This window comes from Leptolyngbya sp. FACHB-1624, from assembly GCF_047649235.1.
Lineage (GTDB): Bacteria > Cyanobacteriota > Cyanobacteriia > Leptolyngbyales > Leptolyngbyaceae > Leptolyngbya > Leptolyngbya boryana.
Genome location: NZ_CP180258.1, coordinates 563,687 through 590,669, shown reverse-complemented (window position 1 = coordinate 590,669; position 26,983 = coordinate 563,687). Strand labels below are relative to the sequence as shown.

Sequence of the window (26,983 nt, the reverse complement as noted above, 5' to 3'; positions counted from 1 at the left end):
CAATCTAGCATACCCTATGAAACAGATGTGATGCTTTGTAGCTGTTAGTCTGCCCCAATTTCATAGATAAGTTAGGTTGCTATTTTTCTTAATTTTTTCAGAAAGGAATACCGACGCATCAACTTGCTGAAATTTCTACAATACCGTGAGGTTCACCTTCATACCTCAAGCTATCCTATTATGACACTTGCTCCTGATCTGTCTTCAACTAAAACTTCTCTGTTACGCGATCGCTATGGGACAGCATTCGATTTAGATGCTCCTTGGAATCGAACTTTATCTGACCTGTTCTCTCATCGCTCAATCCGAGCTTATCTTTCTAAACCGCTACCATCAGATACTTTAGAACTCTTAGTTGCGGCAGCTCAATCAGCTTCAACTTCATCGAATCTACAGACTTGGAGTGTCGTTGCGATCACAGATCAAGCTCGTAAAGAACGATTCGCTCAACTTGCAGGCGGACAATCTCATATTCAGCAATGTCCATTGTTTCTGGTCTGGGTAGCAGATCTAGCACGACTTGCTCATATTGCTGAAAATCGCGGGCTACCTCACGAAGGGTTGAACTATCTAGAGATGTTTTTGATGGCCTCGATCGATGCGAGTCTTGCGGCTCAAAATGCTGTCATCGCAGCAGAATCGCTCGGCTTGGGAACGGTCTACATTGGTGCATTGCGAAATCAACCGGAAGCAGTTGCAGCAGAACTTAATTTGCCGAAGCATGTCTTTGCTGTATTCGGGTTGTGTGTTGGTTATGCTGATCCCGAAAAGCCAGCAGCGATTAAACCTCGTTTGCCACAGGAAGCTGTTCTGCATCAGGAGCAGTACAGTTTAGAGATTCAAAACGAAGCGATCGAGCACTATGACGAAACGATGACTCGCTTTTACGCAGAGCAGCAGATGAATACGCCTGGAAATTGGTCACAGCATTCTGTCGATCGCATTGCGACTCCAGAATCGCTGCGAAATCGCGCTCAACTGCGTGAGTTTCTGAATAATTTAGGGTTTGAGCTACGTTAATTTAGAGGTTTTTCAGATGGTTACTGCCTACGATCCGACTTTATTTCAGGGCGCAGCTTCGTACTATGTGCGCTATCGATCTCGCTATCCTCAAAGTCTATTTGATCGAATCGCCGGTCACTTTCAACTCAGCCCTCAAGAACGCCTGTTAGATCTTGGCTGTGGAGCAGGATTAGTTGCAATTCCATTTAGCGATCGCTTCCGGGAAGTCGTTGCAATTGATCCCGATGCTGACATGCTCAAAGAAGCTCAGGCAGAAGCAAAAAGAACAGGGGTCAATAACATTCGCTGGATTCACGATCGCGCAGAATCGATTTCTGAAGAACTTGGTCAATTTCGACTGGCAACATTTGGGCGATCGTTTCACTGGATGCAGCGAGAACTCGTTGCGGAAAAATTGCGATCGCTGCTCACTGATGATGGCGGAATTGTCATTCTCAAAACAGGCGATGATCCCTGGAATAGTCAGCTAACTTGGAAGAAAACAGCAATTTCTGTCGTCAAGCGATGGCTTGGAGATCAGCGGCGCACAGGGCAAGCAGGACAGGGCACCTGGAAATCTCTAGACGTGCCTCATGATGTGGTGTTAGAGACAGCAGGATTTACACAGCACACTACGATCGAAGTCACTTTTGAGAAAACCTGGACAGTTGATTCGTATTTAGGCTACCTCTACTCAACAGCGTTCGCACTCCCTTCTTTTTTTGGCGAGAACCGCGAAGAATTTGAGGCAGATCTCAAAAACTCATTGCTTGAGATTGAATCATCTGGCAACTTCACTGAAGTACTATCTGCTGCTGCACTGATTGCGCAAAAACGTAAGTAATTCGTCTTCAATTATCTATCTATCTTGGAGTTTGTCCAATGAGATCAAGAATTAAGATCCATCGTCGCCAGTTTGTTCGCATTGTGCTGCCTGGTTTAGTCGGAGTTTCAACCGCAGTATTGGGCAGTTGTGGCAAGCCAGCTTCGACTGTCTCTAGTTCTCCAAATGCAGCAACTAATATTGCTGCCAACAGTGGCTCTAGCATCGGCTCTGGAATCAAAACGAAGGTACTTCGCCTAGGCTTTCAGCAAGCAGGAGACTTAGTAAAAGTTACCGGGGTCTTAGAGAAACGATTAGAGCCATTAGGTGTCAAAGTTGAGTGGGCACAATTTGTCCAAGGTCCACAACTCATGGAAGCAATGAATGTGGATAAGATCGACTTAGGATCAGTTGGTGAAACGCCGCCTATTTTTGCTCAAGCAGCAGGAGCACAAATCGTTTATGTTGTCGGCTCAAAAACCACGCCCCAAACCGGAAAAAGCAGTATTATCGCTGTTCCGCCGGAGTCTCCCATCCAAAAAATTGAAGATATCAAAGGACAAGAAGTTTATTTTCAGAAAGCTTCAGCCTCTCACTACTTTATCTTGGTCGCACTAAAAGAAGCAGGACTAAGCATCAAAGATATCAAAGTCAGAAGTATCCCCAATGTAGAAGCACGAGCCGCATTTATTGAAGGTAAAGTACCTGTGTGGGTGTCGGGTGATCCTCACTACGCGATCGCAGAAAAGCTCGGTCGAATTCGGGTGCTTCGAGATTCCGTTGGAACGAACTCGCCCGGTGGTTACTATGTCGGTCAGCGAAAGTTTGCTGAGGAAAATCCTGAATTGCTTAAGATTGTCATTGAAGAGATTGACAAAATTGAGCAGTGGGCAGAGGCAAATCGAACCGATGCAGCTAAGCTCATTGCACCCGAACAAAAACTTGATTTAGATGTCATGCAGAAAGTGATTGATCGGCGCACATTTGGACGCAGAGCGATTAGCCCAGACCTGATTAGGGATCAGCAACGTGTCGTCGATGTGTTCTTTGAAAATGCGTTGATTCCTAAGAGGGTCAATGTTCAAGATGCATTGTTACCCTCTGATCTCTATACTGCAATCACGCCACAAAACATCAGCCAACGCTAAGAATAGCAAGCTAGACATTGCGAGTTCTGGGTAGAGCTTTGAAGAAATTGAATCTCAGCTGTCGCTGCACTCTGGTAAAGGTTTTGGACAAGTTTAGAGCAAATTGATTAAAAACTCCGGTTTAACGGTAGATTTTTCGGTGTTTGATGCCTGTTTATGAGAGAATGGCGTGAGAATACACTTTTCACGCCTTTGTTGAATGACTCCTTTTGAGAAGAATCAACAACCTAAGCTCTTTATGACACGAGGATCAATCTATGAAACTCAGCACTTGGACAGCAAGAATTTTCGCAATGTTGGCAACTTTCACGGTGTTTTCAGCGCTTGCTCAGAGCGGGGTCGCAATTTTTCTCTTTTCCCCTAGCTTCACTCTCCATATCTCTAATTTTCCCCAAGTCCAGATCGCTAGTTGCTATCCTACAGAGCCAGAACCGAGTCCCTCTCCTACTCCGAGTCCTGCTCCGGCTCCAAAATTTCAGCTTATATAGATTTAGCAGGATTGACCTATGAGCAGTGTTGAACTTTCTCTACCGCGCTCGTCGCAACCTCGCCCACAGCGGTTAGGCGTGCTGGTAATTTTAGCGATCGCAGTTGCCGCTGCAATCGGACTGACTTTGTTTGGATGGCGGCAGAGCGTTTTATTTCTGATTGGTGGATTGTTTGGAATCAGCTTGTATCATGCAAGTTTCGGTTTTGCTTCTGCTTATCGGAGACTCTTTGTTTATGGCGATGTGAATGGAGTCTTGTCTCAAGTTTTGATGCTTGCGATCGCGACTGTGTTGTTTGTACCGTTCCTCGCAACTGGGTCTTTCTTGGGACAACCGATTGAAGGAGCTGTTGCACCCGTTGCTGTTCAAGGCGCGATTGGAGCATTTCTATTTGGGATTGGAATGCAATTAGGGAGCGGGTGCGCTTGTGGAACGCTATACACGATCGGGGGTGGCAGTAGCGGTATGGTGTTGACATTGCTGACATTTGGAATTGGTTCTTTCTGGGCAAGTCTCACTGGAGGTGTTTGGGCAGGATTGCCGAGATTGAATCCAATTTCTTTGGTTAACACTTGGGGTTGGGCTGGTGGTGCAATTCAGCTCGCAGTCTTGGGATTAATTGCGTTTGTGCTTTGGAAGCGACGGGATACGACTCCCTGTGTGCAGCGATCGTTCTCATTGCTGTATAGTCCTTGGTCGTTGGTTTGGGGCGCGATCGCGCTTGCTGTTCTAAACTGGTTGACGCTGCTTGTTGCTGGAAGACCTTGGGGCGTGACCTGGGGCTTTACGCTCTGGACAGCGAAGATCGCTCAATTCTTAGGGTGGAATCCAGCAGCGAGTGCATTTTGGAGTAAAGGATTTGGAGCAGACGCTTTACAAAAAAGTGTCTTCGCAGATCCAATTTCTGTGACTAATTTCGGTGTGATTCTAGGAGCCGCACTCGCAGCAACTTTAGCAGGAAAGTTAGCAGTTAAAAAACCTCAATCAAGGTTAGCGATCGCGGCTGCGTTGATCGGCGGTTTGATGATGGGCTATGGTGCAAGGCTTGCATTTGGTTGTAATGTTGGTGCTTACTTTGGCGGGATTGCATCAACTAGCTTACATGGTTGGCTTTGGATTGTGTTTGCGCTCTTGGGGACGGGAATTGGCGTGAAGGTGCGATCGCTGTTTCAACTCTCAAATTAATCATGCGATGGATTGTCCTGTTGGCGATGATATTAGGCTTGTTGATAGCTCCGGCAGGTAGCTTTCTGCCTGGTGCTCACCACAGGACAAGTCACACCATTTCTACAGGTTCAGTGCTTGCCCAGTACTATTTTAATCAAGGATTATTCTTTGCTTACGGTTTCAATTATGCAGAAGCTTATCGATCGTTTCAGACCGCTGTAAAGCTCGATTCTCATTGTGCGATGTGCTACTGGGGAATGGCTTATGTATTGGGTTCAAATATCAATACTGAAATGCCAACAGATCGAATGCCACTCGCTTGGGAAACGGTGCAGAAAGCGGTTTCACTCCAAAGTACGGTTACTCTAGCAGAACGGACATATATTCAAGCATTATCAAAGCGATATACAGCTAGTTTGAACTACGATCGCGCTTCTCTCAATCTTGCTTATGCCAATGCAATGCGCAAAGTTGCTCAGAGCTATCCGGCTGATTTAGATGCCGCAACACTCTTCGCTGAAGCTTTGATGGATACTACGCCTTGGAACTATTGGCAGAACAATGGCAAGCCAAAACCAGAGGGGCAAGAAATTCTTGACACACTGCAATCCGTTCTAAAACAAGATCGCAACCACATCGGAGCATTACATTTCTACATTCATGCAGTAGAAGAAAAGCATCCAGAACTCGCGATCGCGGTTGCGGATCGACTGCGAGATTTACATCTTCCGCTTGGGCATCTCGTTCATATGCCGTCTCACATTTATCTAAGAGTTGGGCGCTATCAAGACGCAGTCAGAAGTAATCAAGACGCGATCGCAGTTGACCAAAAAACACGAACGCAGAATGGAATTTACCGATTCGCTTACATGCCGCACAATCAGCACTTTCTCTGGTACGCGGCTACACTTGCCGGAGAACAACAGATCGCGCTTCAAGCTGCGGAACAGACTGCAAAACTTGTTGATCCCGATTTGCTACGCAAGCCAGGTTATGGAACATTGCAGCACTATTTGTCGATTCCTCTGTATGCTTGGGTCAAATTTGGACATTGGGATAAAATTCTTGTTCAACCTGCTCCTGAAGCTGATTTAGCTTATCCTACAGGCGTTTGGCACTATGCGCGAGGATTAGCATGGGCACATCAAAATGAGGTGCAGAAAGCAGAAATAGAACTAAAACAATTAAGAGCGATCGCGTCGAGTCCAGCTCTAAATGGCGTAACAATTTGGGATGTGAACACTACGGCAGATTTGCTAGAAATTGGGTCTGAAGTTTTAGCAGCAGAGATTGCGTCAAGACGGGGAGAGATTGAGCCAGCGATCGAATGGTTGAGAAGTGCGATCGCGAAAGAAGATCAACTTACCTATGATGAGCCTGCACCTTGGCATTCTCCAGTGCGGCAATCGTTGGGTGCTTTGTTGCTGGAGCAGAAGCGATCGGTAGAAGCGGCACAAGTATTTCGAGAAGATTTGGCAATCTATCCAAATAATATTTGGTCGCTTCAAGGATTGGCACGTAGTTTGAAGTGAATGGTGATTTAAGGTATCGCGACCGCTGCGTATATCATGAAAGAATCAACCAGAGCCGTGGAAGTTGAAACCTCGCCATGACACAGGCACTCGAACAGCGAATCTATACTCCTGAAGAGTATCTTGAGCTTGAACTGGCTTCTGAGACTCGCAGCGAATACTGCAATGGAGAAATAATTCCGATGACCGGAGGGACTCCTGATCACAATGAGTTGGCAATTAACCTCGCATCCTTGCTGAAATCTACTCTGCGAGGAAAGCCTTATCGCATTTTTGCGACAGATCAACGGCTTTGGATTCCTGCTCGCAATCTCTACACTTATCCTGATGTAATGGTGACTGAAAAGCCTTTACAACTTCAAACCGGGCGAACTGATACGGTGATTAATCCCTGCTTCATCGCTGAAGTGCTATCTAAATCAACACAAGATTATGATCACGGGGATAAGTTTTCTGCTTACCGCACGATCGAGAGTTTCGGCGAATATTTGATGATTGACCAATACAGCGTTCACATCGAACACTACGTTAAAACGGCTGCCCATCAATGGCTACTCTCTGAATATGATGATCCGAGTGTCACGTTGACTTTGAGAACGTTTGACATTCAAATCCAAATCGCTGCGCTTTATGAAAATATTGAGTTCGATCGTTGAGTAAACTTAAGCACCAGCTTTGGAATCTCAAATGCGAAGTGAACGAGAAGCCTATGAGCAGGGTTGAGGCACCTATGGAAGATAAACTCCGTTCAGAGTATGACTTGAAAGCGCTGCGGGTGAGAAGATTGGGTTCTGGGCGTAAGAGTTTTGGTGGAACAACGGTGCGTTTAGAGCCAGATGTGGCAGAGATGTTTCCTGATGCAGATTCTGTTAATGAGGCTTTACGATTTCTCATTCGAGTGATGCAACAGAATCAGCCTCCAGTTGGAACACAAGTTAATCCTGAAATCACCGAATAACAACCCTGAATCGCGATCGAATGTGGTGAATTCCAAACCGCAGAGTGTCTGATTGCGATCGCACTATCCAGCAACCCGCCGCCAGAAATTGCGGAAGAACTCAAGGATTTATTCATCCAAATTAATTTAAACCAATATTTGAAGCGTCAAGGTATCGACCTTGATATCAATGAATTGCGGGAGTTGGTCAATCAATAGAGTAGAATTCCCAATAAAGCAATCTGACCTCAGGAAACCAGAACGACAAAGTTAATCAGGAGTGGTGCAACTTAGATCGTTAATTGGCTATAAAGATAACCAAAAGTGCGTACAGTGAAGATATGGCAGTATCAGTTTTCTACTCATGGCAAAGTGAACTTCCTGAAGCTGCCAATCGTTATTTCATTCGAGATGCTCTGAAAAGAGCGATGCGTAATATTCAAGAAGATTACGGACTTGATGAGCGTCCGGAGGTGGATCATGATACAAAAGGGATACCAGGACTACCAGATATAGTACATACAATCTTTTCAAAAATTGAGGCTAGTTCTGCTTTTGTTGCTGATGTATCTTTTACGTCTGAATCAGTTAACAAAAGGCGTTGTGCAAATGCTAATGTTCTTATTGAACTTGGATTTGCGCTGCACTCGCTTGGTGACGAGCGGCTGATCTTAGTGATGAATGAAGCTTTTGGAAGTCCAAAAGATCAAATGCCCTTCAATCTTGCTGCACGTCGTTGGCCAATTACATTCACCCTACATACGGATGCGGATAAGCAAACTTGTAAAAAGGTTTATGAAGAACTTGTATCCAAGCTGTCCACAGCACTTAAAACAATGGCAGATAGCGGTGTTCTATTTTCAACTCCTGCTACAAGTTCATCAGTAAAATCTGATCGGCTGCTATTTGCTAAACTTTTGGAGCAGTTTCCCCCAAGCGGCAACACAGGATATTTTCTTCGTGATTGGGATCTTGCAAATGCATTTCCTTACGAATGGTTGAGAGAAGTTGATTGTTTTATTGACAACTGGAGTAATCCTTTACATGAGTTTCTAGATTCTAAGCTTGAGGGTAAACGCACAGACTTTATGAAGAAGTTAACCTTATTCCGATCTGAACTTAGTCTTAATGGGTGGAGATCAGGAAGTGATAGCGATATCTTTTCTATGGAACTAGATGAATTCAATGACACACATCCTCGTTGGAAGAAGAGAGATGAACTCAATGCTATGGCAACAGCAGCATATGAGGCATACCAAGATCTTATTCGAGCCTTACAAGCTCGGCTCGGTTCCGTGGAGGTCAACTAACAAACGGTTGCAAAAGATGGCTAACCTATGAACTTCCTGATTTATCCTCGTACCTGTCCATTCTGCGTTGCCTCGATCGATACGTATCCCATCTTTCCCACCACAAAATATTCTTGATTGCATACCAAAATACGATCGCGCATCTCAACCATTTGAGCAGTTGACCAGAATCGCTCGTTCTCCCAAATTGGTAGAAGTTGAGGATCTAAATAATTTTCATGCTAAATGCCAAGCAGTATTAGGATGATCTAAGCTAGTCATAGATCAAGTACAACAAACAAGAAAAGTCTTAGAATCTATTAATCTTGTCCCGTTATGGAAACAAAGCCCATTACCATTCATGTCAATTCAGAAGCAGCTCATATCTTTGAAACCGCGTCTGAAGAGCAGCAGCGGAAGTTTGAGGCATTACTCAGCCTAAAGCTAACTCAGGCAACTCGCGAAAAGAGGACACTCGAAGAAGTCATGGATGACATCAGCCAAAAAGCTCAGGAGCGAGGATTGACCCCGGAAATTTTGGACTCAATTTTGAATGAGTAGTAAAGCACGATACGTTTTCGATACGAATGTGATTGTGAGTTCCTTACTCTTCAAGAACAGCAATCCCTCGAAAGCATTTCGTTACGCTTTGCAACATGGAGAAGTTCTTTTGTCGCTCGAGCTATTAGAAGAACTTAGCGATGTGCTTGGACGAGAGAAATTTGATCGTTTTATAACCAGTGAAGAGCGAGACGAATTCTTGGAAACATTTGTTGAGCGAGCAACGCTGATTGAGGTGATTGAGAGAGTGCAGGAATGCCGCGATCCGAAGGACGACAAGATTCTAGAACTGGCATTGAATGGACAAGCAGAATATATTGTCAGTGGCGATAAAGATTTGCTTGTGCTGAATCCATTCCGTGAGGTAAACATAGTGACCGTAGAGGAGTTTGTAAGAATCTTTCAGATTGATTGAGCGATTCCAGCGGCACTATGACTCCGTTGCATACTCCTGCTTACCCTCGTACCTGTCCATTCTGCGTTGCCTCGATCGGTAAAAATCCACCCGCTTGCATTCTCCACAATTTGTAGTAAGCACCCTTCCGATTCAGCAAAGCGTCATGCGTTCCATCTTCAATGATGCGACCTTGATCAAACACCAAAATGCGATCGAGATGCGCGATCGTAGACAGCCGATGCGCCACCACAATCACCGTTTTATTATCCATCGCTAAATCCAGCGTCTCCTGAATAGCTTTCTCGGTAATTGAATCCAAACTCGAAGTCGCCTCATCCAAAATCAGGATCGGAGCATCTTTGAGAATCACTCGGGCTATAGCAATTCGCTGCCGCTGTCCCCCTGATAATTTAACGCCCCGTTCCCCCACCAAAGAATCATATCCCTCTGGCATCGGCACAATAAAATCATGGGCATGAGCTTTCCGCGTCGCGTCGATCACCTCTGCTTCCGTTGCATCCAAACGCCCATAGCGAATGTTCTCCCGCAACGTGCGATGAAACAACGAAGGATCTTGAGGAATCAGGCTAATCTGCGCGTGCAAAGCATCCTGAGTCATGTCCCGAATATCCACACCATCAATCAAAACCTGTCCCGATTGCGGATCAAACAACCGCAAAATCAGATTCACAAAAGTCGATTTTCCAGACCCAGAAAAGCCCACCAGTCCAACCCGTTCTCCTGGTTGAATCGTAATCGAGAGATTATCGAATACGGGCTTCTCTGGCGAATAGCTAAACTGCACCTGCCGAAACTCAATCTGACCTTGAATGGTTGGCGCGATCGCTGTGTCTCGATCGATAATCTCGTGCGGTTGAACGATCGTGGAAACGCCATTGATCACATTGCCAATATGCTCAAAAAATTCCAGAAATCGCTTGCTCAAATTTCGAGCTTCACTAATGATCAACAGCGACAAACTCGTTGCCACCACAAAATCAGCCGCAGCAATCTTGCCCTGACTCCAGAGCGAAAGCGAATAGTAAAGCGTCCCAATTTTCAAAATCGCAGCAGAGATAAACTGAAACCAACGAATCCGCTCAGAATACCAATTAGACTTTCTCACCTCAATTAGTTCACGCCTTAGTTGCTCATTCAAATAACGCCGTTCAAATCCCAGACGTGCAAATAACTTAGTACTAACTAGATTCGTCACCGCATCAACAATCATCCCAGTTGTTTCACTTCTCGCAGCAGCAGCACCACGGGCATAGATTCGGCAACGAGTCGCAAGCCAGAAGGAAATACCAATAAACGCAACTGCCCACACTCCAACAAATGCCGCGAGAGGCGGATAGGCACGATAGAGCAACACAACAGCAACAACATATCCCACAATCACCGGCAAAAATTCTGTGATTGCCATTTGCATCGTCTGCGTTACACCTAAGGAAGTTTCACTAATCCGATGCGCCAACGCTCCAGAAAAACTACTACTGAGATACCGATGAGAATGCTGTTGCAGATAGGCATAGAGCGATCGAACAATATGCTGACGATGAACCGGATGGAGAATGGTTTGCAACAGTCCCGTAGCTCGTCCGAATACGACTTCTCCCACGCTCAATGCTGCGAATAGGATGAGCGGTTGTCTCACGGTCTCAAAGATCAGTTGGCTATCTCCCGTCGATCGCGTCACACTGCGAATAATTTCCCCGATCGCATAGGGCAACATAATGCCGCAAGTGGAATGGATAATCTCCAGGACCACCATTGCCACATACCACCAACGAAACTGATTCACAAAATAGCAAATGAATCGAAACGCGGTGGTTGGTAAAGGGGGCGCTTCCGTAGCCCTTTGGAATGGTTGAGCAGAACGAGAATGTTTGAGGAAAGAACGGCGACTTGCAAAGCGAGAAAAGGCAACGCGGCGGTTCAATGCAGACTCTCCCTAATTGTTGTCAAACTGTTGCAGAATGGCAGGAATCTCATTCAGATGGTCAATCGTGGCATCGGCGGTTGGCGTTTCTAACCAATAGAAATCTTGTTTCCAAATCGTTTTCATCCCAACCCCTTTTGCCCCCTCAATATCTGCTTTTGGATGATCCCCAACAAAAACACTGTTTTGGGCAGTGGCTCCTAATCGAGCTAAAGCTCGCGAAAAAATCTCAGGCTCCGGTTTTCTGACTTGTTCAACTTCTGAGATGAGGATGGTATCAAAGTAATCTCGAATTTCCAATCCATCGATCGAACGATTCTGAACATGCCCTAACCCATTGGTCACAATCCCTAACAAGTACCCTTGTAGTTTCAACTGGTGCAACGTTTCGGTGAGAAAAGGAAACGGAATACAATGCCACTGAAACTGAGTTTCGTAATCCTCAAGCAAAGCTTGCCAACGAATCGTCTCAATGCCAAATTCTACAACCAGGGCTTGATAAACCTGATCTTTCCAAACTCGACCATGACAGTCTAGCTCAATAAATCGACCTACATAATCCGCTTTAGAGACGTGATTGAAAGAGCGAGAGAGTCGATCGTACTGGGCTGCAATGAACTGCTGAACCGATGTATTGCGATCGAGCAAAGTATCATCCAAATCAAACAGAATTGACTTCACCATTTACCGCACAGCATCCCCTCGACGGTACTCAGCCGTAATGTCATCTAATTTTTGTTTCAAGTTTTCATCCAATTTGACCTTGATCGCTTTAAATCCAGTGGAAAACCAACGAATTCCACCGGATTTAATTCACATCACGTTGCTATGCCGTAACAAAATTCTCTGTGTTCGACTTAGCTTCAATATTGCTCAACTTAGATTCGATCGCGGTTCCCTTAAAGAAGTCAGGATTCGCTTCCGTGTAGAGTCTGTAAGGATTCTCAAACACATAAGCTTTGAAGTCCGCTTCAGAAATCACGCCTTCTTCCACGAGTTCCCAACTTTCTGCCAACGGCAGCGTGATATCGGGTACATCCCAGTGACCCACATCCGAAGAGTAGATCGCATTGATCTTCACACCCAACGGATTCGCTTTATCGTTGAAGGCTGCTGCGATCGTACGATCGTCAGATTCAGACCCAAAGAAGAACGGATTCACCCAGCGATCGCGGATATCTTCAATGCTTTCAATGCCAGCCGCAGCAAAATCTTCGAGTTCACTACCTACTGGGTCACGGCTGTAACGATTGAAGGATGCTCCTAGCACGGTGTGAGTTAATTCTTCTGGACTGAGATCGTACCCTTTCGTGATGTCACCACCAAAGCGCTCAAACAACTGGTACAGTTCATTCGAGTTAGTCAGGGCTGGGTTGTAGTTCTGGAGGGCTTTGATATTGCGCTTGGAGTAGCGATCGACGAGGTGAATGTACACATGAGACCCCCAATCAGAACCGCCTTCTAAGAATGCCGCCCGCAGTTGCGGGAAGCGCTTCGTCACACCACCAAAGAACAATGCTTTCGCAAACGCTTGCGAGCCATCTGCAAAGTGTCCGATGTGATTGTTCATGTAGTTACTGATGGAAGAACGTCCTGTCCAACCTTGGCTTCCATAGTAAGTGGTCACCGGAACACCCAATTCCACAACTTTTGCCCAGAATGGATCGTAGTCGTACTCGCTATCCAAACCAAAAAAGTCAGTGTACGAAGCGTACTTGGCAATTTCTGGGAACTGATCCGGGGGATACTTATCTGCGATCGCTTTAATTGGTCGTCTTACACCACCCGGAATATTGATCACTTTCAAGCCCAAAGTGTTCACCGCAAATTCGAGATCCGCGATCGCTTCTTCAGGCGTTGTCATCGTGATTCCAGCCACAGGTGTTAAGCGATCGCTGTACTTGCGATAGATATCTGCATGATAGTGATTGATCGCTTTTTGCAGCGCCTGACGATGCTCAGGTTTGGCTCCTCCTGCTGCTAGCGCATTGTTTGGAAACAGCACAGAATAGTCTGAGCCTTGCTCCGCCTGACGTTCATAAAGCAACTCTGGTAGCGTGTAGGTTGCGAGATCCAGCGTGTTACGCGTGACTCTTGCCCACCAGGGCGCTCTCAAGGTGCGATAGTATTGCCGCTCTTCTGGCGTTTGCTGATACCAATCTTTTCCTTCAATTCTAGAATTCAACCGTGAATTCTCTGCCTTGCGTAACTCGTCTACTAAATGCGAACCTCCATAGTTCGCAATATAATCCTCAAATGCAGGCGTAAAGTCATTGGTATGAACATCGGTGTCAATCACCGGATAATTGAGTTGGGCGCGAATCCTAGCAGAACGAGAAGTATTCAGACGGCTATGCTCAACCATGATTTATTGTCCTCAATTCGTGTTGAGTGAATTACAAGCGAAGTTCACTAAAGCTTACTCGTCTCTATCTGAAATGTTGTGTAACTTGGATTACAATTGTAAAATAACCTAACATTTAGATTATCTAATTAATTGAGGACAACAATATTGATCAATCTGAAATGACAAACGCGATCGTTAACCCATCGTAGTCTTTACTTCCAACAGTCTGAATCGTGGTTGCTTTGACTCGCGGTTCATTTGCTAAGAGTGTATTGAATCTACGAACGCCCTGAATGTTTTCGTCTGGACTATCCGCTTCAATCACGGCTCCCTTGCGAACAACATTATCAACCACAATCACACTGCTCCGCCGTGCCAACTTCAGTGACCAGGTGAAATACTCTGGAATATTCACCTTATCAGCATCAATGAAGATCAGATCAAAAGGCTCTTGCCCTTCAGTCGCAAGTTTTGGCAATGTTTTGAGCGCGGCGCCAACTCGAATTTCAACAAGCTTTGCTAGACCCGCACGATCGATATTTCCTTGTGCAACCTCAGCATGTTTTGGATTAGCTTCGAGAGTAATTAACTTGCCATCCGTAGGCAGCGCTCTCGCTAGCCAAATCGTGCTATAGCCTGCCAATGTCCCGAATTCTAGAATTCTACGAGCACCTTGAATTTGCGCGAGAATATGTAAAAATTTCCCTTGATTGGGTGCAACATTAATTGTCGGCAGGTTGGCATCGATCGTAGACTGAAGAACTGCATCTAAAGCCGGATCAGAAGGCACAAGCAAATCAGTAATATAGTTATCAACTGCCGTCCATTGAGTTTGACTCATCATTATATTCCTCAAATTACTAAAGAACTGGACTGCCGAAAGACAGCCCAGAGTAAAAGGTCATCGCTTAATCACACCACAATTCATCAGAGCACGATCGTTCATGCAGATGCTCCAGCATGTTGCTCAGCCGTCTGTTTGAAAACAGACGGTACTTCTGCATCAAACACTTCTCCATGCAAGACTTCTGAGCGAGAGCCATCCACTCCAACTGGCACATCTCCCGTAATGGTTGTACGGTAGAGCAGTCGATCGACTTCGACATGATCCAAGTCTTGAGGAGCCAGATGCGCGGTTGCACGGTTATCTCAGAACGCGATGTCTCCATTCTGCCAGCGGAACCGAGTTGTATAAGCAGGTTTCGTAATTTGCTTAAAGAACAACTCTAGCAGCAGTTTGCTTTCATCAGGCGAGACATCCACAATGCGCGAAACAAAGCCAGGATTCACAAATAAAGCACGTTCACCCGTTTCAGGATGCACTCGCACAACGGGATGAATCGAAGCCAAAGGATTCACGGCAATGCGTTCAGTAATGCGTTCAGTAAACTTTGAGTTACTGGGCTGATAGCCTCCACCATTGAAGCGATGTTCCGCTTTCAAAGTATCGGCTAATGCTTTCAATGGTGCAGAAAGCCCTTCATAAGCAGCCACAAGATTTGTCCACTGCGTATCTCCGCCAACATCAGGAACATTGACGGCTCTTAAAATTGATGCAGCAGGCGGATTGATGGCAGCCGTGACATCAGTGTGCCAAGGGCCACCTGTGCGAAAGCCATATTGTCTTTCATAGATTTTGCGATCGACAGGCTTAAGCTGCGGAAAGCCTGGCACTGGTTCTGGCTCTCCCAAAGGATGTGCAAATGTTACTTCACCGAAGCGAGAAGTAAACTCGACTTGTCCTGCATGATCAACATTCTGACCCCGAAAAAAGACCACTTTCCACTTCAACAATGCCTTACGAATCTCTTTCACTTCATCTTCAGAAAGAGGTTGAGCAAGATTCACACCGCCAATTTCAGCACCAATGTAAGTACTGACAGGCTTGACTTCAATATGCTTATAACCCATGTCTAGAGTCTCCTTTAGAGTCTTCAAAGTTTGGTCTGCAGCAAAAGTTGTAGTTGTAAGATTGATCGTCTAAAGAAATCTGTCTATCTATTGGGGCAGATAGACATTTAGCTCTCAAACTTTATCGATCGTGACTCAGAAGCTCGAAATCTTTCAGCAACTAAAACCTTCAAAATCTGCAAATTCGGAATGTTTCCACTCACCAATTCCATTCCAAAAAACGAATCGTTGCTGAGGAAACTTTACTGCTTTTTTTATGAATTGACAATCGTTTTATGTTGCTAGAAACCGCTCAAGTAAAGCAAAAAAAGAATAGAAAATGTGATCAAGCGATCAAAGAATTACTGAGGTGATTTGATAGCATCAATCAAATTTGGCAACTGTTGCATCTGGGCAAAAACAGCTTTTGCTCCTGCTGCGACTAGCGCATCTCGATGTGTTTCAATTAGCTGATGTGAGGTGTAACCGAAAACAGTCATCCCAGCCGCATATGCCGCCTGCACCCCTGGAATAGAATCTTCAATCACAACACACTCTTCAGGCTGAAACCCCATTTGCTGTGCTGCATGAAGATACACATCTGGAAACGGTTGAGGACGATCGACATCATGAGAACTATAGATTTTTCCATCAAAGTGAGCCAACAGCTGAGTTAGGGTCAAAACGAGCTGGATATGACGATGACTATTGTTCGATGCCACACATTTTGGCAAAGTAATTTTCTCTAAAGCTTCAGAAATACCAAAAACAGGTTGTACCTCTTGACGCAATACAGCAAATTCTCGTGCTTTGCACCGTTCAATAAAATCTTTGGGCAATGTTTTTTGATAGGACTGTTCGATCATTGCTATACAAGTTGCGAGCGATTGTCCCATCAACTGCCGAGTCGTTTCTTCATACGTAATTGGCAAGCCAACTTCAGTCAACATTTCCGCAAACACGCGATGCAGAATCTGCTCACTATCTACCAATACTCCATCACAATCAAAAATCACCAATTTCTGATTTGCCATAGTTAAGGTTCTAGAATTCAGTCTTTCGTTACTTCTCTAAGTCAGAATCAATTGAGATGATTCAGCTATATTCCACAATAGTTCAAAAAATAGTTAGAAATTCTAATATTATGGTGAACATATAATTTGTATCCCGTTAGACTTGTTTCTGCAAGCGACTCATGTAATAGTCGGGAAAGCTGTAAGCTAACCGCAGAATTGACTAATAGTGCGATCGTAGAACGAGTCCTCACTCTAACCTTTCAGGGAACATCAGAATCGTGAGTATTAACCGTGAAAATGAACTTTATTTAACTGCCGATGTTCTTGTGATCGGTGGTGGGCCTGCCGCTGCATGGGCAGCGTGGGCAGCAGCTTCTCAAGGTGCGAGTGTCATTGTCGCTGATAAAGGCTTTTTAGGCACGAGCGGAGCTGCTGCCGCGAGTGGGAATGGCATTATGGCTCCTTCGCCAGAAAATTGGAATACTGTTTTATGGGAACGCTATCAAGCAGGACAAACCCTCGCAAATTTGAGATGGATTGAGCGAGTCATCGAAAAAACTTGGCTGAGTTTACCCTTAGTCGAAGATTGGGGCTATCGCTTTCCAAAAGAGAATGGCCAATCTGTGCGTCAGAGCTACTATGGGCCTGAATACATGCGGATTCTTCGCAAAACTCTGCTGCGCGCAGGTGTGCAGATTCTCGATCAAAGTCCTGCCCTAGAGCTTTTACTTGCGAATGATGGTTCAGTAGCAGGTGCAAGAGGAGTCCAACGTCAACAGCATCGAGCTTATACTATTCGTGCAGGTGCAGTCGTGCTTGCAAACGGGGGCTGTGCTTTCTTGAGTAAAGTCCTAGGATGCAATACCAATACAGGCGATGGAATGCTCATGGCGGCAGAAGTAGGTGGCGAACTATCGAGTATGGAAGCATCGAGCCACTATGCGATCTCAACAGCGTTCAATGCTACCGTCACGCGGGGCGTTCCTTTTGGTTGGGCAACCTACACAGATGAAGCAGGTCATAATCTCGGAGGCTATGTCAATGGTCGGCATGATCCTTCCTTTTTGCCAAATGCTTTACTCAAAGGTCAGGTCTATGCACAGCTTGATCGCGCGACACCTGAAGTGAAAGCTGTGATTGAAAAGTCCCATTTCATCGCATTTCTACCCTATAAGAAAGCAGAGATTGATCCCTACACAGAACGAGTGCCCGTTACATTGCTCTTAGAGGGAACGGTACGGGGAACAGGTGGAATTCGGATTGTGGATGAGAGTTGTGCCACAACAGTTCCAGGGCTTTATGCGGCGGGTGATACTGCATCACGCGAATTTCTTGCAGGGTTAGGCTCAGGTGGCGGTGGCCCGAATGCAGCATGGGCAATCTCGACCGGACAATGGGCTGGAGAAGGTGCAGCCGCTTTCGCGAAGAGCCTCGGAACTCAGGCGCATGAGCGGGTTGCGCGTCCTGCTGGTCAAGCCGGATTACAATCGCACTCTCCCACTGCTACACCTTTTGATAGTGATGCGATCGTGCGAGGTGTTCAGGATGAGGTCTTCCCACTAGAGAAGAACTACTTCCGTTCTGAACAGGGACTCCAGGCTTCTCTAAATCAACTAGAAACACTCTGGCAACAAGTGCAAGGCACTGCTAAACAAGAGACCGTTCGAGATATCGAATTTTCACGTCGAGCCGCAGCCCTTACGGCTGTAGCACGATGGGCATACTTTAGCGCATTGCATCGTCAGGAAACGCGGAGCGGTCATATTCGCGTGGACTATCCAGAAACCGATCCTCATCAGCGTTACTATCTAGCAACAGGTGGCTTGGATCAACTTTGGGTGAGACGCAACTGGATTTCGGAAGCAGTTGCTACTCCTCAAACTGTACTCGTTGGAGCAAGATCATGATCGAACTAATTAGTACCAAACGTTGCATCACTTGCAATATCTGTGTGCAAGTGTGCCCTACGAATGTCTTTGATGCGGTTCTTGATCAACCGCCTGTCATTGCACGTCAAGAAGATTGTCAAACCTGTTTCATGTGTGAGGCGTATTGTCCTGCGGATGCGCTGTATGTTGCACCTGAATCGCATACGAAAGTTGAAGTCGATGAGGATGAGTTAATCGATCGCGGAATTATGGGCGAATATCGCCGCACATTAGGTTGGGGATATGGCAGACAAAACAATAGTGACCAGGATACAGCCCATAAGCTGCGCCAGTTGCCACGCCCCTATGCCGCAAATTAGTTTTAGGATTGGCGATCGCAAAAAAGATACTACTTCGATTCCACGATTTGATAGTGTTCCACAGTAGGAAAAGGATCATAGAAGTGATGTAGAAGAGATCGCCATTGCTGATACTCTTTGGATTGCCTAAAACCGATTGTATGATCTTCTAAAGTTTGCCAACGTACTAGCAAAATATAACGATTTGGAGTTTCGACACAGCTTTGCAGTTCGTGAGAAATATATCCAGACATTGAAGCAATAATGGGCACAGCAGTTTGGAACGCTGCTTCAAACTGCTGTGCGAGTCCGGGTTTAACTTCTAAGATTGCAACCTCTAAAATCATGATACAAACTGGCTAACGATCGCGTTTGGGTAACATAAAGTTTCTCAACATCAACTAACGTACCATCCAGATTGAAAATAATGCATAGATGCTTCATGCCAGTTTCCACCTGTTTACTATGACCGTGTTATTTCTTAATGAGATCGTAATCTAGACTTTCTGGCTGCATATCATCTGCACTCAGTTTTGCACGAAAAAATAGATGGTCATACTCACCGCAACCAAAATCACAAAGTTCCGAATCACTTGAGGCTTTAGTTTTCGGGCATAGTGAACGCATAAGTAAGCACCTAGCGAGCCTCCAATCGCCATCACCGTCGCTTGCTGCCAAGCAATCACGCCTGCAAATATGAAAGGGATGATCGCAATTCCATTGATGCAGCTTCCCAGAAACGTCTTGAACGCGTTCATACTGTGAATGCTTTTAATTCCCAAAAATGACAGCGTTGCCAGCATTAAAATGCCTAAGCCTGCCCCAAAAAAGCCACCGTAGATCGCGATCGCGAGCTGCGCCAGGATTACATTCAACAGTGGCGGTGCAGTTGAAGGATTCTGATCTTGACGCTGCAACCATTTCTTAACAGGTTCTCCAAAAGTAAAAACAAGCGTTGCGACCAACAACAAGTAAGGGATCAATTTCTTGAAGACATCCGGCGATGTAAAGAGCAATGCGATCGAGCCAATCACTCCTCCCATTAGGCTCACACCACACAGCAAGATGAGTTGTTTTCTAGGAACACCTAGATCTTTTCGGTAAGCTCCTGCGCTGGCTAGCGCTGCAACCCAAATTGCAGTATTGTTCGTCGCGTTTGCAACAACTGGATTGATTCCTGTAAAAAGCAAGGTGGGAAAGGTGATAAAGCTTCCGCCACCTGCGACTGAATTCAGCCCTCCTGCGATAAAGGCAGTACCGAAAAGCAGCAATCCGGTCAAAGGCGTTAGAGGAGCTGAAACCATTTCGTTCTAGACTCCAGGCGTTTGACCGCCATCCACCAAAATTTCGCTGCCTGTAATTGAAGCAGCGCCAGAAACAGCGCTAATGCAGCAATCTCTTCAGGCTGCACAATTCTTCCGAGGGGAATTGCCTTGATCGTTTCTGCTTTGGCTTCTGCGACCGTGATACCGCGATCGCTAGCAGTTTGCGCAGCTAATCGATCGGCTCGTTCAGTTGCAGTAAATCCTGGTGAGATTGCATTGATTCTCACATTATATGCAGCGAGTTCTTTCGCAATGCCTCTCGTGAAGTTGAGTAACGCAGCGTTTGTTGTTCCACCCGGCAGGAAATTAGCGCGGGGCGTTCTGCCAGCACCACCAATAATATTCACGATGCGTCCATCGCGACGACCAATGAAATCAGGAATGACTGCTTTGACTAGGCGAATATAACCGAGCAATTTTAAATTCCAGGCATCAATAAATGCCTCGTCTTCAAGATCAAGCAATGACCCTGCCCGTGCTGATCCCGCATTGTTAATCAAAATATCAATTTGCCCAAATTCTGCGATCGCTTGAGAAACAACTTTCTCAATGCTTTCTGCTTGGGTCAAATCTGCGCGAATCGAAATCACTCGATTGCCTTGCTCTGAGAGTTCAAGAATCTCTGAAACTGCGCTTTCTAGTCGCTGAGCATCACGAGCCACGATCGCCACATTCACGCCTTCATGATAGAGAGCTTTTGCGATCGCCAACCCAATTCCTGCACTTCCTCCAGTGACGATCGCAGATTTTCCAGCCAAGTTCAATTCAATTGCCATAGTTTCGCGTTGATCCTTACTTTACAGAGAGAGGTTAACTGAGTTCACTCGTCATTCGTTCATCGATTTTCAGAGCGCCTAAGAAACAGGAGTGCTGACCGCCACTTTGAAATAAACTGGCTCATTTCCTGGCTTCCATTTGATGTTGCATCCGATGCTCGGCTTCTGGTCATAAGCAACAGGCCGGTCAGAGAGCACTGCTGCGATCGCGGCTCTTAAATCTTTGCCCGTTACCGGAATATCATTTCTCGGACGACTATCATCTAATTGCCCACGGTAAACTAAGCGACGACCTTGATCAAATAGAAAAATGTCGGGAGTGCAAGCTGCAAAATAGTCTTTCGCTGTCTGCTGACTTTCATCGAACAAAAGCGGAAAAGAGAAGTTGAGTTCCTCAGCAAACTCCCTTAAGGAATCGGGTGCATCATCAGGATGAGTCATCGCATCATTGGAACTAATCGCAACAATTCCAAGACCTCGATCGCGCGTGTCTTGTCCCAATTGGGCAAGCTCGTATTTAATATGTTGTACATACGGGCAGTGACGACTAATAAATAAAACAAGCAAAGCTTTCTGGTCAGCAAAATTAGCAAGAGTAACCGTCTGACTCGTCACAACATCGGGAAGTTGAAAATCGGCTGCTAATGCTCCTAAAGTCAGCATTATTGAAGGAGTAAGCACCATAAAAAACTCCTGAATCACAAAGAAACTACAGTAAAGCGGGATAGTTAAAAGTAAACCTAAATAGTAAAGAAACTACAGTAAAGCGGGATAGTTAAAAGCTGTTCGTAGCAGCACAATCAACTATAAGGATTATTAGTAAATTTACTTTTCGGCATTACTTTCTCTCGATGAATTTACAGCTTTCATATCAGTCTGATATCGACCTCGAGGAAGCTGAAATCCTTGGAAAACATGAGATTGAGACAACATCTCATCTCAACATCAAAGGTCACAGATCAATGCACACAACTAATACTTCCGACTCGATTCGCCGCAAAACATCGCGCCAAAAACATTTCTTCTCTAGAGATCTAGTGAAGAATAGAAATGTAACGATAGTTCGAGTTGGCGACTAGTCCATCTATTAGTTAGGAGATTTTTCCATGAGATACAAGAAACTTGCTGGCGGCATGACTGTGCTGTCGCTCTGTTTTGCGCTGGCTCCAATTACAAAAGTAGATGCATCTGAAAAATCAGTTGCGATCGTGACTCCCAATATTCCTAGCAACGTCGCAGGCGCAAATGCCTTTAACCTGTCCAATCTCGCCCGCAGTGGCTACCTTGAGGGCATTCCTAGCGGTAGCCAACTTTCTTGGGAACTTGCAACAGGACGCATTACAGCTCACGATATCGTCAAAGCTGGAGTTCAAGCGAATCAGGTTTCCTCTGATGCACTAAACAACCCAGCATACATTCGAGCGATCGAACTCAACTTGGCTGAACGTCGCATCAGTGACTAGCTCTCGCTCTCTTCAAGAGAAGAGACAGATTCGCACGACTATTACACCTGAGCATGACTGAACTGTCGATCGCAATTCAGTCATGCTCAGCGGTAGTCCGCGATCATCACTTACTCTCGAAGAGACTTCAAGCAAAACTCAATCACCTATACCCTCTCGCTCTAGAACATCCCCCAAAGATGTGTAAAAGCAAGAGGGCTTTTTTATGAAACAAGAATTCCAATCTCCGCATCACGGGATGCACATGAAGCTAATTGGCGACTAGTCCACACACTCCGTCTAGGATAAGAGGTTTCAGAATTTTCTTGTTTTAATTACGGTGAATCGATAGAGATTAAGGAGTATTATGACTCCACTTTTAAGAATAAATCAACCCCTTCTTTATGAATAATTGCGATCGCGGTCATGATTTGTCCCCCAAACAACTTTAGCAGCATGAGTCTGCAACAAGCTTCTCCAGAAAAATGTATTTAATTTAGCTTGATTTATAGAAAGGCTTGTGAAACGATACTCTGAACAAATATAAATACTTAATCTCTACGGATTTACAGTAGTTTATTGACTCCGGTTGATTCCACTACTCGTGTCGATTCCACCCATTCAGTTGGTGCGTCATGTACGCCGCTTGAGGTGAACCTTTGACCAAAGTATTGTCCGACCACAAAGCAGATCTCTTGCTGCCGACTCTTAGCAGTGAGATCAAAGCAAGAATGCTTTGAATTATGCTTGCCCTTGTCCTTAGCGATGTTTGCAAATTTGGATGTGAGGTTATTGAATGTTGAAAATTTCATGGAATTCTCGATTCTCTTGGTCACTGTTTCTAAGTACTGGTATTTTGCTGGCATCAACCAGTCATGCCACGAAAGCAGCGGCTTCAGAGGTCACTCCGTTACCGATTGAGCAGACTCGCTCAAATCTACCAACTCCAAGCGTTGCTCAAATCGAGCAGTCTCTTGACTCAACCATACAACCCATCAATCGACTGTCGAATCAAGTCACCTCGGTTTCTCAGCTTTCAGATGTTCGACCAACCGATTGGGCTTTTCAAGCACTACAGTCTTTGGTCGAACGCTATGGGTGCATTGCCGGATATCCCGATCGCACTTATCGCGGCAATCGTGCACTGACTCGCTATGAGTTTGCAGCCGGACTGAATGCTTGCCTCGATCGAGTCAATGAACTGATTGCAGCAGCGACAGCAGATTTAGTTAAGAAAGAAGATTTAGCAACCCTACAAAAATTACAAGAACAGTTTGCGACAGAATTAGCAACCTTGCGGGGGCGGGTCGATAAGCTAGAAGCACGAACCACGACGTTAGAAAAACAACAATTTTCGACCACAACAAAACTGCAAGGGGATGCAATCTTCATTGCGGCTGATACCTTTGGAAATCGCGCAAACAATACTGCTGCAAACGATACCAAAGATGACACTCAAGCTTTCTTTGCCTATCGGGTGAGGCTGTCTCTCTTGACGAGCTTCACGGGTAAAGATTTGCTCTTTACTCGTCTTGCTGCCAATAACGTTCCCAATCTACAAACATCAACGGGAACGGCTGAAACTCGTTTAACGATCGACAGAAGCAGTTTTCCAGAGAGTTCCTTATATCTCGACTCTCTTCACTACCGATTTCCGCTCGGAAATCAGACCACAGTTTGGGTCGGAACTCGTCAGCTTCAGCCTGTTGTATTTGCACCGAATCTCAATCCATTGATCGGAGGTGCAAATGGTGCCATTTCTCGATTTGCAACTCACAATCCAACTATCTATCGACCTGGTTTTGACGGTGCAGGTGTTGGGGTGTCTCATCAGTTTAGTCCGCAGCTTAGATTCGGCTTAGGCTACTTAACCGATGATACTCAAGCTCCAAATCCTAATGCAGGACGAGGATTTTTTAGCGGCAATAATCTGCTTTATAGCCAACTCACTTTTACGCCGAGTCGCAACTTTGATATTGCGTTTAGCTATGGACGCAAGTACTTTGGTTCCAACACTGGGTTCAACCTAACAGGAGGGACAGGAAGCGCTTTTGCGAGAAACCCATTCCAGCAAAATGCAACTGTTTCCGATAATTTCGGGCTGCAATTTCTCTGGAAAACAAGCCCTACGCTGCAAATTGGAGGATGGTTTGGCTATACTCGCGCTTTCCAGGTCAAGGGAGCAGACAACGAAGCAACCATCCTGAACGGAGCAATATCGGTTGCATTTCCCGATCTATTCAAGAAAGGAAATCTCGGCGGGATCATTGTTGGGATTCCTCCCAAAGCAACGAGTAACAATTTCCGCCCGACCCCCACAGCCGCTCGCCGCGTTGACTCAGATACTTCACTACATCTAGAAGCGTTCTACACGTTCAAAGTGAACAACAACGTCAGCATTACTCCTGGTGTTTTTCTAATTACTAATCCTGAGCAAAATCGTAATAATGATTCGATTTTGGTGGGAACAGTTCGCACAAACTTTAGTTTCTAAAGTGAGTTGCTAAAGGTTGACACTCTGACGCGATGCAGTCACCATTTGAATTGAGCGCGTCAGATCAGGCAACTTTTGACCATACCAAATCGATCCGAGAAAACAAACGATCGCGCAGACCATCAAGGCTTGAGGTGCTCCTAGATAGTGAGCAAGCGTTCCTCCTATCAAGTTACTAAACGGCATCATTCCCACCAGAGACATGGCATAAATGCTCATCACTCTGCCGCGTTTACTATCCTCCACGATCGATTGAACCACAGTATTACTACATGCAACTTGCAGTGTTCCCGCAGCCCCTACAAATACTAAAATCACAAGAGAAAGTAAAAATGATCGTGATACTGAGAAGGCAATCAACCCGATCCCAATAACCGCAGGACACAATCCAATCGTTCGCTCTAATCCAGCAATGCCTCGACGCTGACTAAGATAAACACAAGCCAGCACCGATCCCACGGCTCCTGATGCACTCAGAAATCCGAGCGAACTCGCTCCGCCTCGAAGAATATCTGCTGCAAACACAGGCAATAAAGCCGTATAAGAAATACCAAACACGCCTTGAATTGCCAAAAGCAAAATAATCATACGAACAGGCAGAAAATTCTGAACATAGTTAAATCCTTCTTTCAACGATTTCCAAGCACTGACCTTCGATTTTGAAATGGCTGGGCGATTCAACCGCATTGATGCTAGCGCCCAGATTGCTGCAAGATAGCTCAGCGTATCAAATAGAAAGCAAAAGCCTGCTCCAACCGTTGCAAGCAAGATACCACCGAGTGCAGGTCCAAACAATCGAGAACTACTGAGCATAATCGAATTGAGCGCGATCGCGTTTGCCAGATCCTCACGCTCTGTGACCATCTCGCTGACAAAAGCATGACGAATTGGCATATCTAACCCTTTCACCATCCCCAATAAAACACTCAGCAACAGCAGAGACTGGAAGTTCGCCATCCCAGTAAAAACAAGCGCAGTCAAAGTACCCGAAACAACCATACCCAGGAGTTGCACGATCGTTAGGATATAATGCCGACTCCAGCGATCAGACAATACGCCTGCTAAAGGCAAGAGAATGAGTGTAGGTAGAAATCCTAGAAAGCCTGCTAGACCCAGTAACCAAGGCGAATGAGTCAAATCATAAATCAACCAAGGAACCGCGACTTGAGTCATAAAAGTTCCCGATAGAGAAAAAGTTTGCCCTAAAAAATAAAGTCGAAAGTTACGAGATCGAAATGCAGGCAGGTGAAGTTTGAACCGCACTTGCTTGCTGAATCGCTGATACAAATTTGCCATAACCTAACAATTTGCTTCCACTGATAAAACCAACAAGATTGATACCTAGAATAAGTTTCAGGGATCGATCTTCTGTTATCTTACTATACGAAAAACAAACTGTTAGATATTCTAAATAAATAATTTTGCATTGAGGTAAATCTTTCCAAGCCGCAATCAGAGCATCACTCACTATAGGCAACAGGTTGAAATAGAGTTTAAGCTTTCTAATTGCGTGAAGCGTGATATTCACAAAAGCTTGAGGCAAATCTGTCTCTTGAAAGCCAGCATTCTGTAAATTGCTGCAGAACATTCATTTCTCATCTTAAAAAGAAAACCTTCATGTAGCTAACTCAACTAAGCTACATGAAGGGCTAGACGCTTTTAACTTGTATCGGAGATAGACTGCTAACTCAGAGCATTGACAACATAATCAATGTAGGAGTTCAATTCCACAGCAGGATCACCTGTCAAACCGTGATTGGATTTGATGTGTTTGAGAGCTTCGATGTACCAGCTTGGAGAAAGCTCGAATGTACGGTTGATTTCAGACAAACCCCCAATCAGATAATCATCGATAGGACCCGTCCCTCCAGCAACCAAAGCATAGCTGATAATCCGCAAGTAGTAGCCAATGTCACGGACGCACTTCGACTTGCCGCGTGCATCAGAAGCATAGTTTGGACCTTGCAACTGTGTGGTGTAGGGGAACTTTTGGTAAACCGCGTTTGCAGCAGCTTCAGCTAAACTCGGAGCTTTGCTCGACAGTTGTTTCGCTGCTTCCAATGAGCTTGCGGCTTGGCGGAACCGACCAAAAGCAACTTGAAATTCAGTGCTGCTCAAAAAGCGTCCTTGGGAATCAGCAGCGCTCACCGCTTCAGTTAATGGAGTTTTGGACATTGATC

29 protein-coding genes are annotated in these 26,983 nt (G+C 45.4%); 15 read left to right on the top strand and 14 right to left on the bottom strand.

Annotated elements, in window-relative coordinates; all coding sequences use genetic code 11:
• Nucleotides 1-180 precede the first annotated feature (180 nt).
• The 11 genes from ACMUEV_RS02720 to ACMUEV_RS02670 all read left to right on the top strand — a co-directional run bounded on the left by ACMUEV_RS02720 (nucleotide 181) and on the right by ACMUEV_RS02670 (nucleotide 9,362).
• Nucleotides 181-1,020 (top strand): NADPH-dependent oxidoreductase, encoded by an 840-nt coding sequence (locus tag ACMUEV_RS02720; RefSeq protein WP_190648361.1) that lies wholly within the window; start codon nucleotides 181-183, stop codon nucleotides 1,018-1,020.
• 16 nt (nucleotides 1,021-1,036) lie between these two features.
• Nucleotides 1,037-1,846 carry a class I SAM-dependent methyltransferase gene (locus tag ACMUEV_RS02715; protein ID WP_190648363.1) on the top strand — a complete coding sequence of 270 codons (810 nt, stop codon included), beginning with the start codon at nucleotides 1,037-1,039 and terminating at the stop codon, nucleotides 1,844-1,846.
• A gap of 38 nt (nucleotides 1,847-1,884) precedes the next feature.
• Complete coding sequence (locus ACMUEV_RS02710; RefSeq protein WP_190648366.1) at nucleotides 1,885-2,973, top strand: aliphatic sulfonate ABC transporter substrate-binding protein; 1,089 nt, start codon at nucleotides 1,885-1,887, stop codon at nucleotides 2,971-2,973.
• 257 nt (nucleotides 2,974-3,230) lie between these two features.
• Nucleotides 3,231-3,461 carry a hypothetical protein gene (locus ACMUEV_RS02705; protein ID WP_190648369.1) on the top strand — a complete coding sequence of 77 codons (231 nt, stop codon included), beginning with the start codon at nucleotides 3,231-3,233 and terminating at the stop codon, nucleotides 3,459-3,461.
• An 18-nt stretch (nucleotides 3,462-3,479) separates the two neighbouring features.
• Nucleotides 3,480-4,646, top strand: a complete 1,167-nt coding sequence (locus tag ACMUEV_RS02700) for a YeeE/YedE family protein (protein ID WP_190648372.1) — start codon at nucleotides 3,480-3,482, stop codon at nucleotides 4,644-4,646.
• 2 nt (nucleotides 4,647-4,648) lie between these two features.
• Nucleotides 4,649-6,160: a hypothetical protein gene (locus ACMUEV_RS02695; protein WP_242044262.1), complete on the top strand. Its 1,512-nt coding sequence runs from the start codon at nucleotides 4,649-4,651 to the stop codon at nucleotides 6,158-6,160.
• 77 nt (nucleotides 6,161-6,237) lie between these two features.
• Nucleotides 6,238-6,816 carry a Uma2 family endonuclease gene (locus ACMUEV_RS02690; protein WP_190648375.1) on the top strand — a complete coding sequence of 193 codons (579 nt, stop codon included), beginning with the start codon at nucleotides 6,238-6,240 and terminating at the stop codon, nucleotides 6,814-6,816.
• 74 nt (nucleotides 6,817-6,890) lie between these two features.
• Nucleotides 6,891-7,118 carry a hypothetical protein gene (locus ACMUEV_RS02685; protein WP_242044263.1) on the top strand — a complete coding sequence of 76 codons (228 nt, stop codon included), beginning with the start codon at nucleotides 6,891-6,893 and terminating at the stop codon, nucleotides 7,116-7,118.
• A 320-nt stretch (nucleotides 7,119-7,438) separates the two neighbouring features.
• A complete protein-coding gene (locus ACMUEV_RS02680) occupies nucleotides 7,439-8,407 on the top strand; it encodes a hypothetical protein (RefSeq protein ID WP_190648380.1) in 969 nt (322 codons plus the stop codon).
• A gap of 315 nt (nucleotides 8,408-8,722) precedes the next feature.
• Complete coding sequence (locus ACMUEV_RS02675; RefSeq protein WP_190648383.1) at nucleotides 8,723-8,947, top strand: hypothetical protein; 225 nt, start codon at nucleotides 8,723-8,725, stop codon at nucleotides 8,945-8,947.
• A complete protein-coding gene (locus ACMUEV_RS02670; protein WP_190648385.1) occupies nucleotides 8,940-9,362 on the top strand; it encodes a putative toxin-antitoxin system toxin component, PIN family in 423 nt (140 codons plus the stop codon). The genes ACMUEV_RS02675 and ACMUEV_RS02670 overlap by 8 nt, the downstream gene beginning before the upstream one ends.
• Before the next feature lie 40 nt (nucleotides 9,363-9,402).
• On the opposite strand, the gene ACMUEV_RS02665 is transcribed toward ACMUEV_RS02670, so the two are convergent.
• From ACMUEV_RS02665 to ACMUEV_RS02635, 7 genes are all read right to left on the bottom strand, one after another.
• Nucleotides 9,403-11,286, bottom strand: coding sequence for an ABC transporter ATP-binding protein (locus tag ACMUEV_RS02665; RefSeq protein WP_190648389.1), 1,884 nt, complete (start codon nucleotides 11,284-11,286; stop codon nucleotides 9,403-9,405).
• 12 nt (nucleotides 11,287-11,298) lie between these two features.
• Entirely contained in the window at nucleotides 11,299-11,970 is a 672-nt protein-coding gene (locus tag ACMUEV_RS02660; protein ID WP_190648392.1) for an HAD family hydrolase, read from the bottom strand.
• 142 nt (nucleotides 11,971-12,112) lie between these two features.
• A complete protein-coding gene (locus ACMUEV_RS02655; protein WP_190648396.1) occupies nucleotides 12,113-13,651 on the bottom strand; it encodes an amidohydrolase family protein in 1,539 nt (512 codons plus the stop codon).
• 151 nt (nucleotides 13,652-13,802) lie between these two features.
• Complete coding sequence (locus ACMUEV_RS02650) at nucleotides 13,803-14,477, bottom strand: O-methyltransferase (RefSeq protein WP_242044264.1); 675 nt, start codon at nucleotides 14,475-14,477, stop codon at nucleotides 13,803-13,805.
• A gap of 98 nt (nucleotides 14,478-14,575) precedes the next feature.
• Nucleotides 14,576-14,746, bottom strand: coding sequence for a hypothetical protein (locus ACMUEV_RS02645; protein ID WP_199329284.1), 171 nt, complete (start codon nucleotides 14,744-14,746; stop codon nucleotides 14,576-14,578).
• Nucleotides 14,747-14,782: 36 nt separating this feature from the next.
• Entirely contained in the window at nucleotides 14,783-15,544 is a 762-nt protein-coding gene (locus ACMUEV_RS02640) for a TauD/TfdA dioxygenase family protein (RefSeq protein ID WP_199329286.1), read from the bottom strand.
• 341 nt (nucleotides 15,545-15,885) lie between these two features.
• The gene (locus ACMUEV_RS02635; RefSeq protein ID WP_190648399.1) at nucleotides 15,886-16,557 is read right to left on the bottom strand and encodes an HAD family hydrolase; all 672 of its coding nucleotides are present in this window, start codon (nucleotides 16,555-16,557) and stop codon (nucleotides 15,886-15,888) included.
• Nucleotides 16,558-16,817: 260 nt separating this feature from the next.
• Here ACMUEV_RS02635 and ACMUEV_RS02630 point away from each other — a divergent pair, with 260 nt between their 5' ends.
• The gene (locus ACMUEV_RS02630) at nucleotides 16,818-18,446 is read left to right on the top strand and encodes an FAD-binding protein (protein WP_190648402.1); all 1,629 of its coding nucleotides are present in this window, start codon (nucleotides 16,818-16,820) and stop codon (nucleotides 18,444-18,446) included.
• The gene (locus ACMUEV_RS02625) at nucleotides 18,443-18,787 is read left to right on the top strand and encodes a ferredoxin family protein (protein ID WP_190648406.1); all 345 of its coding nucleotides are present in this window, start codon (nucleotides 18,443-18,445) and stop codon (nucleotides 18,785-18,787) included. Before ACMUEV_RS02630 ends, ACMUEV_RS02625 begins: the two co-directional genes overlap by 4 nt.
• 29 nt (nucleotides 18,788-18,816) lie before the next feature.
• On the opposite strand, the gene ACMUEV_RS02620 is transcribed toward ACMUEV_RS02625, so the two are convergent.
• The 4 genes from ACMUEV_RS02620 to ACMUEV_RS02605 form a co-directional block, all read right to left on the bottom strand.
• The gene (locus tag ACMUEV_RS02620) at nucleotides 18,817-19,113 is read right to left on the bottom strand and encodes an antibiotic biosynthesis monooxygenase family protein (protein ID WP_190648409.1); all 297 of its coding nucleotides are present in this window, start codon (nucleotides 19,111-19,113) and stop codon (nucleotides 18,817-18,819) included.
• Nucleotides 19,114-19,293: 180 nt separating this feature from the next.
• Nucleotides 19,294-20,070: a sulfite exporter TauE/SafE family protein gene (locus ACMUEV_RS02615; protein WP_190648412.1), complete on the bottom strand. Its 777-nt coding sequence runs from the start codon at nucleotides 20,068-20,070 to the stop codon at nucleotides 19,294-19,296.
• Nucleotides 20,052-20,867, bottom strand: a complete 816-nt coding sequence (locus ACMUEV_RS02610) for an SDR family NAD(P)-dependent oxidoreductase (protein WP_242044265.1) — start codon at nucleotides 20,865-20,867, stop codon at nucleotides 20,052-20,054. The genes ACMUEV_RS02615 and ACMUEV_RS02610 overlap by 19 nt, the downstream gene beginning before the upstream one ends.
• Nucleotides 20,868-20,945: 78 nt before the next feature.
• The gene (locus ACMUEV_RS02605) at nucleotides 20,946-21,551 is read right to left on the bottom strand and encodes a thioredoxin family protein (protein WP_190648415.1); all 606 of its coding nucleotides are present in this window, start codon (nucleotides 21,549-21,551) and stop codon (nucleotides 20,946-20,948) included.
• A 422-nt stretch (nucleotides 21,552-21,973) separates the two neighbouring features.
• On the opposite strand from ACMUEV_RS02605, the gene ACMUEV_RS02600 reads away from it, so the two are divergent.
• Both ACMUEV_RS02600 and ACMUEV_RS02595 read left to right on the top strand, forming a co-directional pair.
• Nucleotides 21,974-22,330 carry a hypothetical protein gene (locus ACMUEV_RS02600; RefSeq protein WP_190648418.1) on the top strand — a complete coding sequence of 119 codons (357 nt, stop codon included), beginning with the start codon at nucleotides 21,974-21,976 and terminating at the stop codon, nucleotides 22,328-22,330.
• Between the two features lie 775 nt (nucleotides 22,331-23,105).
• A complete protein-coding gene (locus ACMUEV_RS02595) occupies nucleotides 23,106-24,803 on the top strand; it encodes an iron uptake porin (protein WP_190648422.1) in 1,698 nt (565 codons plus the stop codon).
• Nucleotides 24,804-24,812: 9 nt separating this feature from the next.
• Here ACMUEV_RS02595 and ACMUEV_RS02590 read toward each other — a convergent pair whose 3' ends face one another.
• The 3 genes from ACMUEV_RS02590 to cpcA form a co-directional block, all read right to left on the bottom strand.
• Nucleotides 24,813-26,099, bottom strand: a complete 1,287-nt coding sequence (locus ACMUEV_RS02590; protein ID WP_190648425.1) for an MFS transporter — start codon at nucleotides 26,097-26,099, stop codon at nucleotides 24,813-24,815.
• Nucleotides 26,026-26,391, bottom strand: coding sequence for a hypothetical protein (locus ACMUEV_RS02585; protein WP_348251534.1), 366 nt, complete (start codon nucleotides 26,389-26,391; stop codon nucleotides 26,026-26,028). Before ACMUEV_RS02585 ends, ACMUEV_RS02590 begins: the two co-directional genes overlap by 74 nt.
• Before the next feature lie 95 nt (nucleotides 26,392-26,486).
• The gene (cpcA, locus tag ACMUEV_RS02580) at nucleotides 26,487-26,978 is read right to left on the bottom strand and encodes a phycocyanin subunit alpha (RefSeq protein ID WP_017290858.1); all 492 of its coding nucleotides are present in this window, start codon (nucleotides 26,976-26,978) and stop codon (nucleotides 26,487-26,489) included.
• Nucleotides 26,979-26,983 lie beyond the last annotated feature (5 nt).

Bases quoted from the DNA above. Each gene is read 5' to 3' on its own strand.
- ACMUEV_RS02720 (WP_190648361.1), top strand. From the start codon at position 181: ATGACACTTGCTCCTGATCTGTCTTCAACTAAAACTTCTCTGTTACGC.
- ACMUEV_RS02715 (WP_190648363.1), top strand. From the start codon at position 1,037: ATGGTTACTGCCTACGATCCGACTTTATTTCAGGGCGCAGCTTCGTAC.
- ACMUEV_RS02710 (WP_190648366.1), top strand. From the start codon at position 1,885: ATGAGATCAAGAATTAAGATCCATCGTCGCCAGTTTGTTCGCATTGTG.
- ACMUEV_RS02705 (WP_190648369.1), top strand. From the start codon at position 3,231: ATGAAACTCAGCACTTGGACAGCAAGAATTTTCGCAATGTTGGCAACT.
- ACMUEV_RS02700 (WP_190648372.1), top strand. From the start codon at position 3,480: ATGAGCAGTGTTGAACTTTCTCTACCGCGCTCGTCGCAACCTCGCCCA.
- ACMUEV_RS02695 (WP_242044262.1), top strand. From the start codon at position 4,649: ATGCGATGGATTGTCCTGTTGGCGATGATATTAGGCTTGTTGATAGCT.
- ACMUEV_RS02690 (WP_190648375.1), top strand. From the start codon at position 6,238: ATGACACAGGCACTCGAACAGCGAATCTATACTCCTGAAGAGTATCTT.
- ACMUEV_RS02685 (WP_242044263.1), top strand. From the start codon at position 6,891: ATGGAAGATAAACTCCGTTCAGAGTATGACTTGAAAGCGCTGCGGGTG.
- ACMUEV_RS02680 (WP_190648380.1), top strand. From the start codon at position 7,439: ATGGCAGTATCAGTTTTCTACTCATGGCAAAGTGAACTTCCTGAAGCT.
- ACMUEV_RS02675 (WP_190648383.1), top strand. From the start codon at position 8,723: ATGGAAACAAAGCCCATTACCATTCATGTCAATTCAGAAGCAGCTCAT.
- ACMUEV_RS02670 (WP_190648385.1), top strand. From the start codon at position 8,940: ATGAGTAGTAAAGCACGATACGTTTTCGATACGAATGTGATTGTGAGT.
- ACMUEV_RS02660 (WP_190648392.1), bottom strand. From the start codon at position 11,970: ATGGTGAAGTCAATTCTGTTTGATTTGGATGATACTTTGCTCGATCGC.
- ACMUEV_RS02655 (WP_190648396.1), bottom strand. From the start codon at position 13,651: ATGGTTGAGCATAGCCGTCTGAATACTTCTCGTTCTGCTAGGATTCGC.
- ACMUEV_RS02650 (WP_242044264.1), bottom strand. From the start codon at position 14,477: ATGATGAGTCAAACTCAATGGACGGCAGTTGATAACTATATTACTGAT.
- ACMUEV_RS02640 (WP_199329286.1), bottom strand. From the start codon at position 15,544: ATGGGTTATAAGCATATTGAAGTCAAGCCTGTCAGTACTTACATTGGT.
- ACMUEV_RS02635 (WP_190648399.1), bottom strand. From the start codon at position 16,557: ATGGCAAATCAGAAATTGGTGATTTTTGATTGTGATGGAGTATTGGTA.
- ACMUEV_RS02625 (WP_190648406.1), top strand. From the start codon at position 18,443: ATGATCGAACTAATTAGTACCAAACGTTGCATCACTTGCAATATCTGT.
- ACMUEV_RS02620 (WP_190648409.1), bottom strand. From the start codon at position 19,113: ATGATTTTAGAGGTTGCAATCTTAGAAGTTAAACCCGGACTCGCACAG.
- ACMUEV_RS02615 (WP_190648412.1), bottom strand. From the start codon at position 20,070: ATGGTTTCAGCTCCTCTAACGCCTTTGACCGGATTGCTGCTTTTCGGT.
- ACMUEV_RS02610 (WP_242044265.1), bottom strand. From the start codon at position 20,867: ATGGCAATTGAATTGAACTTGGCTGGAAAATCTGCGATCGTCACTGGA.
- ACMUEV_RS02605 (WP_190648415.1), bottom strand. From the start codon at position 21,551: ATGGTGCTTACTCCTTCAATAATGCTGACTTTAGGAGCATTAGCAGCC.
- ACMUEV_RS02600 (WP_190648418.1), top strand. From the start codon at position 21,974: ATGAGATACAAGAAACTTGCTGGCGGCATGACTGTGCTGTCGCTCTGT.
- ACMUEV_RS02595 (WP_190648422.1), top strand. From the start codon at position 23,106: ATGTTGAAAATTTCATGGAATTCTCGATTCTCTTGGTCACTGTTTCTA.
- ACMUEV_RS02590 (WP_190648425.1), bottom strand. From the start codon at position 26,099: ATGGCAAATTTGTATCAGCGATTCAGCAAGCAAGTGCGGTTCAAACTT.
- ACMUEV_RS02585 (WP_348251534.1), bottom strand. From the start codon at position 26,391: ATGTTCTGCAGCAATTTACAGAATGCTGGCTTTCAAGAGACAGATTTG.
- cpcA (WP_017290858.1), bottom strand. From the start codon at position 26,978: ATGTCCAAAACTCCATTAACTGAAGCGGTGAGCGCTGCTGATTCCCAA.